Below are 16,434 nucleotides of genomic sequence, written 5' to 3'. Positions count from 1 at the left end.
GAAACGGCGGTATCGACGCGGCTCGGATGCAGCAATTTCCTGGAAGTCGTGTGGATCTTCGCCGATGTGGGTGGGGCGAGCGCGCTCAGACGGGCGGTTCCGGCGCGACGAACGACCCCTTGCCCCGGTGTACCTCGATCCAGCCCCGCCACGGAGATCGCTCGGGAATTCGATGGGGGCGGCGACAGAGCCGGCGGCGGTAGCGGTACCGATGGCGCGGGCTTGGGTAACGCGGGCTTGGGTAACGCGGGTTTCGGTCGGACGGTGGTCGAGGCCGGCCGGGTGGTGGCCGAGGCTGCCCTTGGCGATGTCACCACGGCCACGGTTCGACACGAGCGGCTGGTGGCCGGCGACATGCTCCGGGCTGGCCGGACGCTCCTCGACGCGGAACGCGCCGCCTACAGCGAGGTGCACGACCGCCCGGCGGTACGAAAGCTGGTCGCCGTCGTGTGGCGGTCCGTCGACGCGCCCGCCGGCATCGTTCAGCTCGCCACCACCCTCGGCGTCGCCTGACGGCCGTCACCTGCCCCGGCGCGGGATAGCGGCGTGCCGGTCCGGGGGAGTCAGTCAGCGCGGTGACCGTCGGCCCCGAGCACGGAGCCGACCAGTGCGGTCAGTCCCTCGTGCCACCGCGCTTCGGGCCAGTCGCGCAGGTGCTCGACCAGGTCGCTGCGGACGGCGGCGAGCAGGGCGTGGGCCAGGTAATCCGCCACCTGCGGGCCGCGTGCTTCCGCGACGAGGCCGGCCAGTAGGGCGTGCCAGTGGTCGTACGCCTCATTGCGGTACGGACTGCCGCTCCCTGCGCTCTCGAGCGCCAGCGTGAGCACCCGGTTGTCGAGCTTGAAGCGCAGCATGGCCAGCAGCAGGTCGACGGCCCGCTCGGCCGCAGGCCGGGTGGGTGACACCGCGAGCGCATCCTGCAACCGCAGTCCCCGTTGCTCGTAGAGGGCGCGGATGAGCCCGATGCGGTCGCCGAAGCGCCGGAACAGGGTGCCCTTGCCGACGCCTGCGGCGGTGGCGATGTCGTCCATCGACACCTGATCGGGATCGGCTGCGGCGTCGAAGAGACGCCCGGCGGCGGCCAGCACCGACTCCCTGTTGCGTAGCGCATCGGCCCGCACCGGGGCACCCCTCTCGCCAAGCGGACTAGCGGTCCGTATAGTCGAAGCGGACCGGCGGTCCGAATCTTATCGCGACCGTCCCGGACGACGAAAGGACGATCATGTCGGACGACCCCACTGCGGTGTTCCATCGCGGCATGGAGCTGCTGCTCGCCAAGGACATGGCCGGGTTCATCGCGCTGTTCGCCGAGGACGCGGTGCTGGAACTCCCGTTCGCGCCACCCGGCCAGCCGCGCCGAGTAGCCGGACGCGTCGAGCTGCACGAGTACCTGATCAACTATCCGGCCCTGCTCGACGTCCGCGAGATCCACGATCGAACCGTGTACGAGACCAGGAACCCGGAGGTCATCGTCGTCGAGTTCGTCGCCTCCGGTTTCGTCGTCGCCACGAATCGGCCGTACGAGCTGCGCTACATCGCCGTCCTGACCATTCGCGACGGGCAGCTCGCGCACTATCGCGACTACTGGGATCCGATCGCCGCACAGGAGCTGCTCGGTGGCGGCCTGGTGCGCTCATGATTCTGGTCATCGGTGGCACCGGAACCACCGGCCGCATCGTCGCCGCCAAGCTTGCCGAGCGGGGTCACCCCACCCGGATCGCCAGCCGACGCCCCTTCGCCGGAGGGGTCCGCTTCGACTGGCGCGACCCGGCCACCCACCCGGACGCTCTGGCTGACGTGAACGCGATCTACGCCATCCCCCCGATCGGCGAGGTGGACCCGGCGCCGGTCATGTTGCCCTTCCTCGAGCGCGCACGCAGCGGCAGTGTCCGCCGGGTGGTGCTGCTCAGTTCCTCGGCCGTCCCGCCCGCCGGCCACGGACTGGGCCTGGTGCACGCGCGGCTGGGCGAGCTGTTCGCGGAATGGGCGGTGCTGAGGCCGTCCTGGTTCATGGAGAACTTCATGGGTGCGCAGCCGCACGCTGTGAGCGCCCGCGAGCATGGCGAGATCGTCAGCGCCACCGGCTCCGCCCGGGTCGGCTTCGTCGATCCTGCCGACATCGCCGAAGTTGCGGTACGAGCTCTGACGGACCCGACGCCGCACAACACCGACCACGTCATCACGGGACCAGAGGCGCTGAGCTACGACGCTGTCGCCGCTGTCCTCACTGAGGTCGGTGGCCAGCCGGTCCGGCACCGTGCGATCGACGCGGCGGAACTGGCCGAGCGCCACACCGCGAACGGCATACCGCCGGACTTCGCCCGCTTCCTCGCGAGCCTGGACACGGCGATCGGAGCAGGCGCGGAGGACCGGACGACGTCGACAGTCGCGGACGTGACCGGTCGCTCGCCGCGATCGTTCCGGGACTTCTGCCGGGACCGCCTGCGCGGCGACCGTCCGGGTGCCTGACTGACGCTCTGTAGGCGCGGCGGGCATTCAGCGCCTCGTGGGCTATCTCCGTCGGTGGTAGTGGTTGCGGCGGGGGAGTTGCTCGAAGTCGAGCCAGGCGGGCGGGACGAACTCAGGGTGGCCGTCGCCGCCGAGTTGGACGGTCCAGTCGCTGTGGTGCAGGTGTCGGTGGTGGTGGCCGCAGAGCAGCACGGCGTTGGCCAGGCTGGTGTCGCCGCCGTCGGCCCAGTGCCGGATGTGGTGGCCGTCGCACCAGCGGGGTGGTCGGTCGCAGCCGGGGAAGGCGCAGCCGCGGTCGCGCAGAACGAGGGCGCGTCGCAGTGTGCCGGTAATGAGGCGGCGTTGTCGGCCGACGTCGAGGACCTGCCCAGCGCCGCCGAGCACGGCGGGCAGGATGGTGGCGTCGCAGGCGAGTCGGCGTACGGCCTCGGGGGTGACCTGTAGACCAGTGTCGAGCGCGCCGCTGCCCAACTGCCGCGTCAGCTCGTCGTAGCCGGTGGTGATGACGACCTGCGCGGGGTCGCCGCCGTTTTCGGGTAGCTCGCCGGTGCGAAGGGCGAGTCGGCACACGTCGGCGAGGGCGTCGTGGCGGCGTTGCCCTGGGCTGCGCGTGTCGTCCGGGCCGGTGGGCGTGGTGAGCGGGTCGATGGCGGCGCGCAGCACGGCGGCGGCTTCGGTGTCGAGGATGCCGGTGAGGCGTAGCCGACCATCGGGTTGCTCGCTGACGGTGAGATGACGGTCCCGGGCGGCTCGCGACTCGGCCGCTCGTAGAGCGGCTTCGGCGGCGGCGTCGGCGATCTCGGGGGCGACGTGGTCGAGGATGCGGGTGCCGAGCCTGCGTAGGAGGGTGGCGTCGAACTGCGTGGCCCAGTCGACGAGGACACCGACGGCCTTGTCGGTCGCTTCAGGTCCGGCGGTGCCGTGGACGGTCTGGACCGTCTCGGCGATGACACGGACCTGCTCCACGTCGACCGCCCCGCCGGCAAGGGCGTCGCGCACCTCGGGCGGTGCGGTGTCGACGGTCGCGGCCAGCTCGACCAGACGACGGGCGACGCCGACGCCGAGGCGCAGCCGGTCACGCAGCCAGACGGCTGTCGAGGATGCACCCTGGGCGGTTGCGGTGCCGCGCCCGTCCAGCTCGCGTACGAGGGTCAGCTTGACCGCCGCCAGGCGTTGCTCGAGGCGGTGCGTGGCCTCCAGCGCCGACACGAGGTCATGGTCGCTGGCAGCCCAGGCGGGCGTGTCGAAGCAGGCCGCCACCCCGGCTTCGGCCTGCTCCAACGCATCGTTCACCGTTAGAGACTAGAACAGATGTACGACACTTTTTCGCCGCTGTGGTGACGGCGGCCTGGCTCGGGTCGGCGGCGACCATCGGCTGCACCGGGGCGCTGGCAGGCGGACCATCGCACCCGCGGAGATGCCGCCGGCGTCAACATCGACCTCATCCGCATCGCGGCCAGCGCCCTCCGTAACGGGCGACGTCGCTGCTCAAGTCGCCGCCGGGAACGGGGATCTGAGAGCTAGGCGGTGAGCAGGTGTTTGATCCGCGCGTACTCGGCGGCCATCTCCGCGGTGGCGAGGACGTCGTCGAGGTCGGCCGAGACCTCGAAATCGACCTCCTCGACGGAGCGGATGGCGAGTTCGTACAGCTCCCCGCGCTGGTTCTCCTCCAGGTAGGTGGTCCAGTGCTCCAGCGCGGTGATGACGATCAGGAGCCCCTGGTCCAGGTCGTCGTCCGCGCGGATTCCCTCGTCGATCCGCACCAGCAGTGCGCGCAGTTCGGCGGCGCCGGCCGTCCGGACGTTCTCCCGCGCGCTGGTCAGCGCCGCCCACCCGTCCTCGGTCAGCTCGTCGTCCGCCGCCGTGTCGAGCAGGTCCGCGCGGACCAGCCGGGTGACGGTGTCGAGGCCGAAGGTACGCAGCTGGTCCTCGCCGGCCGCGACGATGAGCTGGAGGACGGCCGCTTCGAGTTCGTCGTACCGCATCGTGCTCTTCTCCCTCAGCGAGCGGCGACCGAGCGGTAGACCTCGAGCGTCTGGCGGGCGACCGCGTCCCAGGAGAAGTGCTCGACCGCGCGCCGGCGGCCGGCCAGGCCGAACCGTTCGGTGCGCGCCGGGTCGGCGAGCAGCGTGTTGACCGCCGAGGCCAGGTCGGCGACGAACTTCTCCGGCTGCAACGGGGTCCCCGAGCCGTCGGTGGCCTGCTCGATGGGGACCAGCAGGCCGGTCTCGCCGTCCGCCACGACCTCGGGGATGCCTCCGGTGGCGGTCGCCACGACTGCCGTCTCGCAGGCCATCGCCTCCAGGTTCACGATGCCCATCGGCTCGTACACGGAGGGGCAGACGAAGACCGTCGCGTGGGTGAGCACCTGGATCACCTCGGGCTTGGGCAGCATCTCGGCCACCCAGACCACGCCGGAGCGGTTGGCCCGCAGCTCGGCGACCAGCTCCTGGACCTCGGCGGCGATCTCCGGGGTGTCCGGCGCTCCGGCGAGCAGCACGAGTTGGGTGTCCGCCGGCAACTCCCGGGCGGCCCGCAGCAGGTAGGGCAGGCCCTTCTGTCGAGTGATCCTGCCCACGTACACCACGCTGGGCAGCGCCGGGTCGATGCCGAGCCGGTCCAGCACGTCGGTGCCGGAGTCCGGCGCGTACTGCGCGGTGTCGATGCCGTTGTAGACCACCTGGACCCGGTCCGGGTCGATCTGCGGGTACGCGGTGAGCACGTCGTTGCGCATGCCCCCACTGACCGCGATCACCGCGTCGGCGGCCTCCATCGCGGTGCGTTCGATCCACGAGGAGAGCGTGTAACCGCCGCCGAGCTGCTCGGCCTTCCACGGCCGCAGTGGCTCCAGGCTGTGCGCGGTCAGCACGTGCGGCACCCCGTGCAGCAGCTTCGCGGTGTGCCCGGCCAGGTTCGCGTACCACGTGTGGCTGTGCACCACGTCGGCGCCGGCGGTGCCGGCGGCCATCTCCAGATCCACACCCATCGTCCGCAGCGCGGCGTTCGCGCCGGTCAGGCCGGGCGGTTCGGTGTACGCCGTGACGCCCGGCTCGGTGCGCGGCAGGCCGAAGCAGTGCACGCGGACGTCGGTGAGGTGGCGCAACTCCCGGGCCAGGTACTCGACGTGCACGCCCGCGCCTCCGTAGACCTCCGGCGGGTACTCGCGGGTGAGCAGATCGACGCGCAGCGGGGTGGGTTCCGTCATGACCCCGCACCCTAGTGCAGAAGAGTCCCCGTACGAGTGGTGAAGTCCGACGCGGGTGGATAGCGTCGGGGCATGGCTGCCAAGGTGCTCGCGATCGTCCTGGCGGGTGGGGAGGGCAAGCGCCTGATGCCACTCACCACGGACCGGGCCAAGCCGGCCGTCCCGTTCGGCGGGATGTACCGCATGGTCGACTTCGTCCTCTCCAACCTGGCCAACGCCGGCTATCTCAAGATTGTCGTGTTGACCCAGTACAAGTCCCACTCCCTCGACCGACACATCACCAAGACCTGGCGGATGTCCACGCTGCTCGGCAACTACGTCACACCGGTGCCCGCGCAGCAGCGTCGGGGCCCGTGGTGGTTCGCCGGTTCGGCCGACGCCATCTACCAGAGCTTCAACCTCATCAACGACGAGCAGCCCGACTACGTGATCGTCTTCGGCGCCGACCACATCTACCGGATGGACCCCCGGCAGATGGTGGAGGACCACATCGCGTCCGGCGCCGCGGTGACAGTCGCCGGCATCCGCCAGCCGCTGTCGATGGCCGACCAGTTCGGTGTCATCGAGGTAGGCGAGGACGGCCGCAAGATCCGCGCGTTCCGCGAGAAGCCCACCGACGCGGTCGGCCTGCCCGACGCCCCCGACGAGATCTACGCCTCGATGGGCAACTACGTCTTCACCACCCGCGCCCTCTGCGAGGCGGTCGAGCGTGACGCGGCGGACAAGTCCAGCAAGCACGACATGGGCGGCAGCATCATCCCGATGCTCGTCGAGCGGGGCGAGGCGAACGTCTACGACTTCCGCGACAACGAGGTGCCGGGCAGCACCGACCGGGACCGCGGCTACTGGCGGGACGTGGGGACGCTCGACTCGTTCTACGACGCGCACATGGATCTGATCAACGTGCACCCCGTCTTCAACCTCTACAACTTCGACTGGCCGATCTACACGGAGCAGCCGCCGTGGCCGCCGGCGAAGTTCGTCCACCAGTGGGGGGAGCGGGTCGGCCGCGCGGTCGGCTCGATGGTCTCCCCGGGTGTGGTGATCTCCGGCTCGCTCGTGGAGAACTCGATCGTGTCGCCGAAGGTGCGGGTGCACTCCTGGGCGCACGTCGAGGGCTCGGTGCTGATGGAGGGTGTCGAGATCGGCCGGCACGCGGTGGTCCGCCGGGCCATCCTGGACAAGAACGTGTTCGTCCCCGAGGGCACCGAGATCGGCGTCGACCTGGAGAAGGACCGGCAGCGTTACACCGTCTCCGACAACGGCATCGTGGTGATCGGCAAGGGCCAGAAGGTCGAGCCGTGACCGTCGCACTATCAAGGAGGTAGACCCCCGTGACCCATCCCCGTGCCGGCCAGCCCGCCGAGCCCGCCGACCTGGTCGACGTGCCGCGCCTGGTGACCGCCTACTACGCCGAGCATCCGGACCCCGCGGACCCGGCGCAGCAGGTCTCCTTCGGCACCTCCGGCCACCGGGGTTCCAGCCTGCGCAACGCGTTCAACTCCGACCACATCCTCGCGGTCACCCAGGCGCTCTGCGACTACCGGCGGGAGCAGGGCCTCGACGGCCCGCTGTTCCTTGCCCGGGACACGCACGCGCTCTCCGCGCCGGCAGCCGTGGACGCGCTGGAGGTGCTCGCCGCCAACGGGGTCACCGTGCTTGTCGACAGCCGCGACGGCTACACCCCCACCCCGGCGCTGTCGCACGCGATCCTCACCCACAACCGGGGCCGCACCAGCGGGCTCGCCGACGGCATCGTCATCACCCCGTCGCACAACCCGCCCGACGACGGTGGCTTCAAGTACAACCCCACAAACGGCGGGCCCGCCGACACCGACGTCACCCGGTGGATCCAGGACCGGGCCAACACGATCCTCGCCGCCGGGCTCAAGGAGGTCCGCCGGATCACCTACGCGCGGGCCCGGGCCGCCGACACGACAGGGGAGTACGACTTCCTCGCGCACTACGTCGACGACCTGCCGGCGGCGATCGACATCGACGCCATCCGTGACGCCGGCATCCGGATCGGCGCGGACCCGCTGGGTGGGGCCAGCGTGGCGTACTGGGGGGAGATCGCCGAGCGGCACCGGCTGGACCTGACGGTGGTCAACCCGACTGTCGACCCGACCTGGCGGTTCATGACGCTCGACGGCGACGGCAAGATCCGGATGGACTGCTCGTCGCCGAACGCGATGGCGTCGCTGATCGCCGCCCGCGCCGACTACCAGATCTCCACGGGCAACGACGCGGACGCCGACCGGCACGGCATCGTCACCCCCGACGCCGGTCTGCTGAACCCCAACCACTACCTGGCGGTGGCGATCGGGCACCTGTTCCGCACCCGCGCCGACTGGGGTCCGGCCGCCGCCGTGGGCAAGACGCTGGTCTCCTCCTCGATGATCGACCGGGTGGCCGCCGACCTGGGCCGCCCGCTGCTGGAGGTACCTGTCGGCTTCAAGTGGTTCGTGCCCGGCCTGCTCGACGGGTCGGTCGGCTTCGGCGGGGAGGAGAGCGCCGGGGCGTCGTTCCTGCGCCGCGACGGCTCCACCTGGACCACCGACAAGGACGGCATCCTGCTCTGCCTGCTCGCCTCCGAGATCCTGGCCACCACCGGGCGCAGCCCGAGCGAGCACTGGGCGGAGCTGGCCGAGCGGTTCGGCGCGCCCGCGTACGCCCGGATCGACGCCCCGGCCACCCGGGAGCAGAAGGCCGTGCTCGCCAAGCTCTCCCCGGACCAGGTCACCGCCACCGAACTGGCCGGCGAGCCGATCACCGCGACCCTGACCACCGCCCCCGGCAACGACGCCCCGATCGGCGGCCTCAAGGTGAGTACGGAGTCCGGCTGGTTCGCCGCAAGGCCCTCGGGCACGGAGGACGTCTACAAGATCTACGCCGAGTCCTTCCAGGGCCCCGACCACCTCAAGCAGATCCAGCAAGAAGCCAAATCCCTGGTAGACGAAGCCCTGACCCAGGCCTAACCCCACCCCCGGCCCGTCCCACCCCCACCCTTCCCCCCCCATCCCCCCGCGTTGATCATGAAGTTATTGCCACGACACGCCGATGCGGGTGGCAATAACTTCATGATCGACGGGGTGGGTGGGTGGGTTAGCAGCGTGGGGGGATTTCTTGTTCGTTGGGGTTCTGGAGTTCCTTGGGGAGTAGTGCCTTGAGCTGTTCGGGGAGGAAGGGCAGGTCGAGCAGGCTCATCTTCAGCTGGTTGCGTTCCTGGTAGCGCAGCGGGTCGAAGCGGACCACCAGGCCCGCGTTGCGCCGGTAGCTGATGTCCACCGCGCCCTCGTCCGCCGCGTCCCGGAACACCAGCCCGTCCATCTCCACCACGACAGCCGACGAGTTGGCCTCCAACTCCAGCCGGATCTTCTCGTCCCCGGAGAGCACCACCGAGCGGGAGATGCCGGCCATCGGCGCCGACGGGGTCACGACCACCGCGTCCGCCGCCGGGGAGATCAACGGACCGCCGGCGGCGTAGCTGTACGCCGTGGAACCGATCGGCGTGCTCACCACCACGGCGTCGGCGCGGTAGTAGCCGTACTGCTGGCCGTCGACGGCCAGGGTGGCGGTGACGAAGCCCGAGCCGGGCCGCCGGACCAGGGCGATGTCGTTGAACGCCACCACGTCGTCGCCGCACACGTCGCAGGCAAGGCAGGCGTGTGACTCGATGGTGAAGTCCTTCGACAGCAGCCGGCTCAGCGCCTCAGGCAGCGCCGGTGGCTCGATCTCGACGAGGAAACCGAGCCGGCCCAGGTGGACGCCGAGTACCGGCTTCGGTTCGAGGACGGCCGAGCGCAGCGCGCCCAGCATCGTGCCGTCGCCGCCGATGCTGATCAACGCGTCGGCCCGGACGGCCACGTCCTTCTCCGGCACGGGCTCGACGCTGGCCGGCACGCGGTGCTTGTCCTCCGCGCGCACGAAGAGCGACTTGTGGTGGCGCGTCGCCCACCGTTCGATGATCCCGACCACCTCGGTGACATCCCGGGTGGGGTGCAGCACCAGTCCCATCCCCGCCACCCGTACAGCTCACCACACAGGCGTCGGACGCGTCCGGCGTACCGGGGAAGGTACGCCGGCCAGCCACGGACCGACCGGCGTACCTTCCCGTGCCGTCAGCGGTGCGGCCGGCCGCTCAGGTGGCTCAGCGAGCGCGCGACCAGGTCGTTGCGTGCCGCCGGCGACAGGCCCTCCAGCCCGAAGCCCAGGTACACGGTGTCGGCGGTGACCACCACCGACCCCTCCTCGAACGCCTGCTGGCTGCGCGACCAGTCGGTGGCGTTACCAGCGGAACCCGTGGGCGGCCCGGCCACCGTCCAACCACCCAGGTCCTCGGTCTCGAACGAGGTCTCGGTGACCGTCGAGCCGTCGACGAGCACCCGGGCGTCGTCCAGGAAGACACCCAGGCCCTGGGTGCCCCAGTCGGAGACGTACGAGATCGACACCTCGACCTGCTTGCCGGCGTACGCCGACAGGTCGATCGAGAAGTCCTGCCAGCCTCCGGACGCTCCGGTGACAGCGTGCCACTCGCCGGTGCTGCCGGTGGCCGAGCAGCCCGCGCCCTGGTAGTGCTCGAGGAACGGGTGCAGGGTCTGCCAACCCGACTCGCAGCTCTCCCCGGTCTCCCGACCGGTGTGCCCGTTGGCGTCGGGCAGGGTCGTCCAGTCGTCGCTGCCCACCTCGTGTGCCTCGACGATCAGGAAGTCCCAGTCCGCCTCGATGTCGTACGAGGCGGCGAACCGTAGTTCACCGCTCGTGGCAGCGGAGAGGTCCACGGTGCGGGTGAGGCGCTTGAACGACTCGTCGGCCTGCCCGCTCCACAGGTACCAGTCACCGGTGCGCGGGTCGAACGGCGCCGCGCCCGGACGGACCCAGTCCACAGGCGCGGAGCTGGCGAACTGCGGGAACTGATCGACAGGCAGGAAGCTCGACGTGGTCAGGAACGAGGCCGTGTGCTCCTGGTTGCCTGCCGACCCGGCGGCGTTCAGGGTGCCGTCGAAGCCGGCGAACACCTCCTCGGAGCCCCGGACCGGGAACGGGCCGTCCGCGCCGGTGCCGCCGTCGCTGACGTAGGTGTGGGCGCCCAGCCAGTACTGCTGGAAGTCGTTGAGCAGCGGCAGGCAGGCGGGATCCTCGCCGTCGGCGCACTCCGGCGGCGCGTCCGGGTGGTACACGTACGAACCGTTGGCACCCTGGGCGTAGAGGGCGTACTGGCCGCTGACAAGCAGCTTGCCGCCCTCGTTGAGGTAGTCCCGCACGGCCAGTTCGGTGTCCAGCGCCGCCTTGGCCGCGGTGCCGGCGACCTGGCCGGGGGAGCGCAGGATGACGTCGTCGCCGGTCTCCCAGACCACCGTCTTGTAGTGCGACAGCACGCCGAGCGGGTGCGGCGCCGTGCGTCGCATGGCGTCGAAGTCGTACACGTCGCTGCTGCGTCCGGCGGCGGTCAGTGACGCACCGACCTCGTCGGCGTACTTCGCGGTCGCGCCGGTCTGCGCCGGGCTCAGTCCGGTGACGTCCTCCATGGCGAGGACCAGCACGTCACCCCCGATGTCGGTGTGCACCCGGTAGGTGAAGTGTTCGCTTGCCACCACCTTGGCGCGCTGCTCGGCACCCGTGAACCAGACCTCCACCCGGTCGCCGGGCTTCGTGCCGGTGACCGTGCCGCGCAGTTCGGCGTAGTAGTCGTCGTTGGTGTCGCCGTACCGCTCGCCGCCGCGCCACTCGCGGACCCCGACGGTCTTCGGCCGGCCGCCGTTGACGACGTAGTGCATCCGTACGTTCCGCAAGGCCCGGCGGGTGATCGAGGCGACCTGCTGGGTGCGCCCGTACGAGGTGTCGAAGGCGTCCACCACGAAGTCCGGGGTGCTGCGGCCCACCACCGACACCGGGTCGTCCGGGTCGGCCGCGGACCTGGCGACGGCCAGCGCGAAGGGCAGGTTCTTGCCGACCTCGCCGGCGATGAGCGTCTCGTCGTCGGGGAAGATGAATTCGCTGACGCAGTCCTCCGGACGCCACTTGTCGTCCGGGTCGACGGCCGCGGCAGACTCGCAGGTCGACATCTCCGGGGTGAAGCCCAACGTGCCGTAGCGGACGGTGGCGTGGCTGTCGGTGTCGCCGTTGGTGGTGTAGAGCTCGGCGGAGATGTCCGGGTCGTAGCCGGGCACGGCCGGGTGGGCGTCGTCACCGACCATCGCCTGGTAGATCACATCGTCGGGTGTCGGCGTGCTCACCTGCCAGCCCACGCCGTAGAGCAGCAGTTGGGCCGCCGAGTGGTAGTTGACGAAGAACTCGAAGCCGACCCGGCGCAGCAGCCCGTCCAGCGCCCTGGTCTCCGGCTCCGAGGCCGGCCCGGGGCCCCGGTAGGTCTCGCTGTTCGCGTCGGGCGAGGAGCCCTCGTTGTCGTAGCCCCACTTGTAGCTGAAGTTGCGGTTGAGGTCGACGCCGTCGCCGGAGCCGATCTGGCCGTCGCCGTCGTTGTCGCGCAGGTTCTTGCGCCACAACCGGTTGCCGGGGGTGAAGGTGTGGTCGTAGCCGTCCGGGTTGGCCACCGGCAGGAACCACAGCTCGGTCGTGTCGAGCAGTCGGGTGATCTCCCGGTCCGTGCCGTAGCTGTCGAGCACGTGGTGCATCAGCCGGCGGGTCATCTCCGGCGTGATCCACTCTCGGGCGTGCTGGGCGCCGGCGTAGAGCACCGCGGGCCGTTGGCCGTCGCGGACCTTCCGCGCGTCCCTGGTCACCTTGACCGCGAGGATCGGCTTGCCCTGCCGGGTCCTGCCGATCGTCTCCAGCTTGGTCAGCTTCGGGAACCGCGCTGCCGTGGCGCTGATCTCGTCGCGCAGGCCACCCGGCTCGCTGTACGGGCGGAACGCCGACCAGCCCGCCGCGGCCTGCTCCCGCAGCGCCTGCGACGCGTCCTTGCCGCGGACCTTCTTCACCTTGATCGGAACGCCCCTGTCGGTCAGCCGCCTCGCCTGCCGGGGCGTGAGGACCGTCTCGACGGTGGTGCGGCCGGTGGAGTCCGCCGTGGCGTCGTGACCGAGGTCAACCCCGGCCTCACGCAGCAGGTCACGCTGCTTCGCGTCGACCGTGCCGACGTACACCTCCAGGCCCTCGCGGGCATCCGGATCCGACGGTGGCCGCGCGCTCGCCGGTGGGGCGAGCGCCAGGGCGCCGAGCAGGGTGACCACGCCGGCGATCGCCAGTCGTCTCGGTCTCATCGCGCCTCCTTGGGTGAAGGACCTGTAGGCGCGAGCCTTCGGTCTGGCTTGGTTGATGTCAATAGGTCGATGGGTCGGGAGGTTGCCCACCGTGTCGGTTCCGGTGCCGCACGTGACCACTCGGCGGGGTCGGCTACCGCAGGGCCGCCGCGATGATCCGCGCGATCCGTTCCCCGGCCGCGCCGTCCCACAGCGGAGGTGTGGCCCGTACGGCGAGCCGACCCGTCGCGAGGGTGTTCGCCACCGCCTCGGCGAGCGTCGAGCGGGTGACGAGGCGGTTGGTGCCGTGGGTGATCGTGATCGGGCGTTCCGTGTTGGGCCGCAACGTCAGGCAGGGCACACCGAGCATCGTCGTCTCCTCCTGTACACCTCCGGAGTCGGTGACGACGACCGCCGCTCCCCGGACCAGGCTGACGAACTCGAGGTATCCCAGCGGCTCGATGACCCGCATCGCGCGATGCGAGAGCAGGCCGGCGTTCTCGAGGTGACGTCTGCCGCGCGGGTGCAGCGGCAGGACGACGGGAAGGTGGTCGGCGACGGCGTGCATCGCCTTGACCAGGTCGACGGCGTCCGCAGCGTCGTCGACGTTGCCCGGCCGGTGCAGCGTGGCGACGACGTAGCGCTCGGGGAGCGCGAGCGCGGCACGGATGCCGGCGACGTCGAAGCGGTCGAGGTTGGCCAGCAGCGTGTCGATCATCGGATTGCCGACCAGGTGGACCTTCTCCGCCGGGATGCCCTCGGTCTCCAGGTTCGCCAGGGCGTCGGGGCTGGTGGCGAACAGCAGGTCGGACACGTGGTCGACGACGACCCGGTTGATCTCCTCGGGCATGGACCTGTCGAAGCTGCGCAGGCCCGCCTCCACGTGGGCGACGGGGATGCCCAGCTTCGCCGCGACGAGGGCGGCGGCGAGCGCGGAGTTGACGTCGCCGTACACGACTGTGAGCGCCGGGCGGTCGGCGACCATCAGCTCTTCCAGGCCGGTCATGACCGCGGCGGTCTGGCTCGCGTGGCTGCCCGAGCCCACCCCGAGGTTGAGGTCCGGCTCGGGGAGCCGTAGCTGACGGAAGAAGACCTCGGACATCCGGTCGTCGTAGTGCTGTCCGGTGTGGACCAGGCGCTGCCGCACGCCGTGCCGTTCCAGCGCGCGAATCACGGGCGCCGCCTTCGGGAAGTTGGGGCGTGCGCCCGCGACGTGCAGAACGGCGTCGGCTGGCATGGATCTCCTCGTAAATTCGGCGTGAATCAGCTGCGTCGTACCAATGGTACAAGTTATCCAATTTGATACCTTTGCTCTCTGTGCAGTGTCGACTGACTCTTATTCCCGAAGGCAGGCAGACCGCGTGAAGCAGATCGTCCAATCCGTGTCCGGCGGCGAGTTGCGAGTCGTGGACGTTCCGCAACCGGAGCCCGGCGCCACCGAGGTGCTCGTCGCCACGCGCAGGTCCCTGCTCTCCGCGGGCACCGAGCGCGCCGTGCGGGAGTTGGCCTCGGCGAGCCTGCTGCGCAAGGCCCGCGCCCGGCCGGATCTCGTCCGCCAGGTCGTCAACCGGGCGCGTACCGGGGGAGTCCGTTCGACGCTCGCCGCGGTGCGCAGCCGGCTCGACGAGGACATGCCGCTGGGGTACAGCGCGGCAGGCGTCGTTGTCACCGCCGGCGCGGCGACCGACGGATTGCGCCCCGGGATGCGGGTGGCCACGGCGTCGGCGGGGCACGCCGAGTACCAGGCGGTGCCGGGCCTGCTCGCCGTGCCCGTCCCGGACGCGGTGTCGGACCAGGCAGCCGCCTTCGGCGCGGTGGCGGCGATCGCGTTGCAGGGGCTGCGGCAGGCCGACGTGAGCGTGGGCGGCTCGGTAGCGGTCGTCGGCCTCGGCCTGGTCGGGCAACTGACGGTACGACTGGCACTCGCCTCCGGGCTCACAGTCGTCGGCATCGACCTGCGCGCGTGGACCGCAGAGCTGGCGGGCGGCGCGGGCGCGCTCGGGCTGGTCGAGGCCGGTGCGGCGACCACCGAGCAGGTCATGGAGGCCACCCGTGGTCGAGGCGTCGACGCGGTCCTGATCACGGCGGCGACCGCCTCGTCGGAGCCGGTCGCCCGCAGTGCGGAGATCGCCCGCGACCGGGCCCGGCTGGTCGTGGTCGGTGACGTCGGCCTGGACCTCGACCGGAGGCGCTTCTACGAGCGCGAGCTGGATCTGCGCTTCGCCCGCAGCTACGGCCCCGGCCGCTACGACCGCGCGTACGAGGAGTGGGGCGTCGACTATCCGATCGGCCACGTGCGCTGGACGGCGCGACGCAACGTGGAGACCTACCTCGACCTGGTGGCCAGTGGCCGGGTCGCGGTCGACGACATGGTGACCCACGTCTTCGACGTGGAGCACGCGACATCGGCGTACGAGGTGCTGGCGTCGGACCCGCGCTCGCTCGCGGTGCAGCTCACCTACTCGGCGCCCGCGCAGCCGGCCGCCCGCCCGGCCACGATCCGGCCACGCCGGCGGTCCGCGTCACCCCGGGCGGGGCTGATCGGGGCCGGCACGTACGCCAAGGCGACCTTCCTGCCCGCGCTCAAGGCGGCCGGCTGGGGCGACGATCTCGTCGCCATCACGTCAGCCAAGGGCTTGTCGGCGCGTCACGCCGCAGAGCGCAACGGCATCGCCGTCGTGGCGCCGACGGTCGAGGACCTGCTCGTCCGCGACGACGTGGACGTGGTGTTCGTCCTCAGCCGCCACGATTCCCACGCCGAGTTGGCGGTGCGGGCGCTCGACGCCGGCAAGCACGTCTTCGTGGAGAAGCCGCTCGCGCTGACGCGGGACGAGCTCGACGGGGTGCTGGCCGCGTACGACCGCAACCCGGGCCACCTGTTCGTCGGGTTCAACAGGCGGCACGCGCCGATGGTGGCGTACACCCGGAAGGTCCTGAGCGCCGGGTCCGGGCCGATCAGCGTGGCCTACCGGGTCAACGCCGGGCAGTTGCCCGCCGCGCACTGGTACCACGACCGCCGCCAGGGCGGTCGCGTCCGCGGCGAGGTGTGCCACTTCGTGGACCTCGCGTCGTGGCTTGTCGGCGAGCAACCCCGGGTCGTGCACGCGTACGGCAGCGGGCGCGGCGAGCCGGGCCTGGAGGAGGACGTGAGCGTCCTGCTCGGATACCCCGACGGCTCCACGGCGACGATCACGTACTCCACGACGGGGCACCGGCGCACGCCGAAGGAACGACTGGAGATCCTCGGCCGTGGCCACACCGTGCTGATCGACGACTTCCGACGCCTGGAGGTCGACGGCCGGGAGGTCAAGCGGGCGCCCGGCGGCAAGGGACACCAGGAGCAGCTCGCCCACGTGCGCGCGGTGATCGCCGGGAACGCGCCGCACCAGCGCGGGTTCGAGGCGTCCATCGGTACGACGGAGGCGGCGCTGTCCGCGATCGCCGCGCTGGCCGGCATCGTCCAGGAGCCCTCGGCGCGGCTTCCGACGCAGCTCGACGCGGAGAGCGGCGTGAGCGCCGGGATCACCTCGTGACGCGGCGCGGCCGGCGCTGACCCGG

General features: G+C 71.0%; 13 protein-coding genes. 6 read left to right on the top strand and 7 right to left on the bottom strand.

Annotation, left to right across the window (positions count from 1 at the left end):
- Window positions 1-264: 264 nt before the first annotated feature.
- Complete coding sequence (locus ACLQ26_RS05805; RefSeq protein WP_425743429.1) at window positions 265-513, top strand: hypothetical protein; 249 nt, start codon at window positions 265-267, stop codon at window positions 511-513.
- Window positions 514-563: 50 nt separating this feature from the next.
- On the opposite strand, the gene ACLQ26_RS05800 is transcribed toward ACLQ26_RS05805, so the two are convergent.
- Window positions 564-1,121 carry a TetR/AcrR family transcriptional regulator gene (locus ACLQ26_RS05800; RefSeq protein WP_425743428.1) on the bottom strand — a complete coding sequence of 186 codons (558 nt, stop codon included), beginning with the start codon at window positions 1,119-1,121 and terminating at the stop codon, window positions 564-566.
- Window positions 1,122-1,222: 101 nt separating this feature from the next.
- Here ACLQ26_RS05800 and ACLQ26_RS05795 point away from each other — a divergent pair, with 101 nt between their 5' ends.
- Window positions 1,223-1,639, top strand: a complete 417-nt coding sequence (locus ACLQ26_RS05795; protein ID WP_425743427.1) for a nuclear transport factor 2 family protein — start codon at window positions 1,223-1,225, stop codon at window positions 1,637-1,639.
- On the top strand, window positions 1,636-2,469 hold the full coding sequence (locus tag ACLQ26_RS05790) for an ergot alkaloid biosynthesis protein (protein ID WP_425743426.1): 834 nt from the start codon (window positions 1,636-1,638) through the stop codon (window positions 2,467-2,469). Before ACLQ26_RS05795 ends, ACLQ26_RS05790 begins: the two co-directional genes overlap by 4 nt.
- Window positions 2,470-2,511: 42 nt before the next feature.
- Here the strand turns inward: ACLQ26_RS05790 and ACLQ26_RS05785 are convergent, their stop codons facing one another.
- The 3 genes from ACLQ26_RS05785 to glgA form a co-directional block, all read right to left on the bottom strand.
- Window positions 2,512-3,762 (bottom strand): DUF222 domain-containing protein, encoded by a 1,251-nt coding sequence (locus ACLQ26_RS05785; RefSeq protein WP_425743425.1) that lies wholly within the window; start codon window positions 3,760-3,762, stop codon window positions 2,512-2,514.
- A gap of 227 nt (window positions 3,763-3,989) precedes the next feature.
- On the bottom strand, window positions 3,990-4,454 hold the full coding sequence (locus ACLQ26_RS05780; RefSeq protein WP_425743424.1) for a hypothetical protein: 465 nt from the start codon (window positions 4,452-4,454) through the stop codon (window positions 3,990-3,992).
- A gap of 14 nt (window positions 4,455-4,468) precedes the next feature.
- On the bottom strand, window positions 4,469-5,674 hold the full coding sequence (gene glgA / locus ACLQ26_RS05775) for a glycogen synthase (RefSeq protein WP_425743423.1): 1,206 nt from the start codon (window positions 5,672-5,674) through the stop codon (window positions 4,469-4,471).
- A 72-nt stretch (window positions 5,675-5,746) separates the two neighbouring features.
- Here glgA and glgC point away from each other — a divergent pair, with 72 nt between their 5' ends.
- Window positions 5,747-6,979: a glucose-1-phosphate adenylyltransferase gene (gene glgC / locus ACLQ26_RS05770; protein WP_363690138.1), complete on the top strand. Its 1,233-nt coding sequence runs from the start codon at window positions 5,747-5,749 to the stop codon at window positions 6,977-6,979.
- A gap of 29 nt (window positions 6,980-7,008) precedes the next feature.
- Complete coding sequence (pgm, locus tag ACLQ26_RS05765) at window positions 7,009-8,652, top strand: phosphoglucomutase (alpha-D-glucose-1,6-bisphosphate-dependent) (RefSeq protein ID WP_425743422.1); 1,644 nt, start codon at window positions 7,009-7,011, stop codon at window positions 8,650-8,652.
- A gap of 127 nt (window positions 8,653-8,779) precedes the next feature.
- Here the strand turns inward: pgm and ACLQ26_RS05760 are convergent, their stop codons facing one another.
- The 3 genes from ACLQ26_RS05760 to wecB form a co-directional block, all read right to left on the bottom strand.
- Window positions 8,780-9,691, bottom strand: coding sequence for an NAD(+)/NADH kinase (locus ACLQ26_RS05760; RefSeq protein ID WP_425743421.1), 912 nt, complete (start codon window positions 9,689-9,691; stop codon window positions 8,780-8,782).
- Between the two features lie 104 nt (window positions 9,692-9,795).
- Entirely contained in the window at window positions 9,796-12,897 is a 3,102-nt protein-coding gene (locus ACLQ26_RS05755) for a M14 family zinc carboxypeptidase (RefSeq protein WP_425743420.1), read from the bottom strand.
- Between the two features lie 133 nt (window positions 12,898-13,030).
- The gene (wecB, locus tag ACLQ26_RS05750) at window positions 13,031-14,113 is read right to left on the bottom strand and encodes a non-hydrolyzing UDP-N-acetylglucosamine 2-epimerase (protein WP_425743419.1); all 1,083 of its coding nucleotides are present in this window, start codon (window positions 14,111-14,113) and stop codon (window positions 13,031-13,033) included.
- A gap of 124 nt (window positions 14,114-14,237) precedes the next feature.
- Here wecB and ACLQ26_RS05745 point away from each other — a divergent pair, with 124 nt between their 5' ends.
- Complete coding sequence (locus ACLQ26_RS05745) at window positions 14,238-16,409, top strand: Gfo/Idh/MocA family oxidoreductase (RefSeq protein ID WP_425743418.1); 2,172 nt, start codon at window positions 14,238-14,240, stop codon at window positions 16,407-16,409.
- Window positions 16,410-16,434 lie beyond the last annotated feature (25 nt).

Origin of the sequence: Micromonospora sp. DT43, from assembly GCF_049841645.1 — a bacterium.
Lineage (GTDB): Bacteria > Actinomycetota > Actinomycetes > Mycobacteriales > Micromonosporaceae > Micromonospora.
The sequence above is the reverse complement of the archived record's forward strand: the minus strand, read 5'-3'. Positions and strand labels throughout refer to the sequence as shown.

Coding starts and splice junctions, on each gene's coding strand:
- ACLQ26_RS05760 (WP_425743421.1), bottom strand. CDS start 9,691: ATGGGACTGGTGCTGCACCCCACCCGGGATGTCACCGAGGTGGTCGGG.
- glgA (WP_425743423.1), bottom strand. CDS start 5,674: ATGACGGAACCCACCCCGCTGCGCGTCGATCTGCTCACCCGCGAGTAC.
- ACLQ26_RS05780 (WP_425743424.1), bottom strand. CDS start 4,454: ATGCGGTACGACGAACTCGAAGCGGCCGTCCTCCAGCTCATCGTCGCG.
- wecB (WP_425743419.1), bottom strand. CDS start 14,113: ATGCCAGCCGACGCCGTTCTGCACGTCGCGGGCGCACGCCCCAACTTC.
- ACLQ26_RS05790 (WP_425743426.1), top strand. CDS start 1,636: ATGATTCTGGTCATCGGTGGCACCGGAACCACCGGCCGCATCGTCGCC.
- ACLQ26_RS05755 (WP_425743420.1), bottom strand. CDS start 12,897: ATGAGACCGAGACGACTGGCGATCGCCGGCGTGGTCACCCTGCTCGGC.
- glgC (WP_363690138.1), top strand. CDS start 5,747: ATGGCTGCCAAGGTGCTCGCGATCGTCCTGGCGGGTGGGGAGGGCAAG.
- ACLQ26_RS05795 (WP_425743427.1), top strand. CDS start 1,223: ATGTCGGACGACCCCACTGCGGTGTTCCATCGCGGCATGGAGCTGCTG.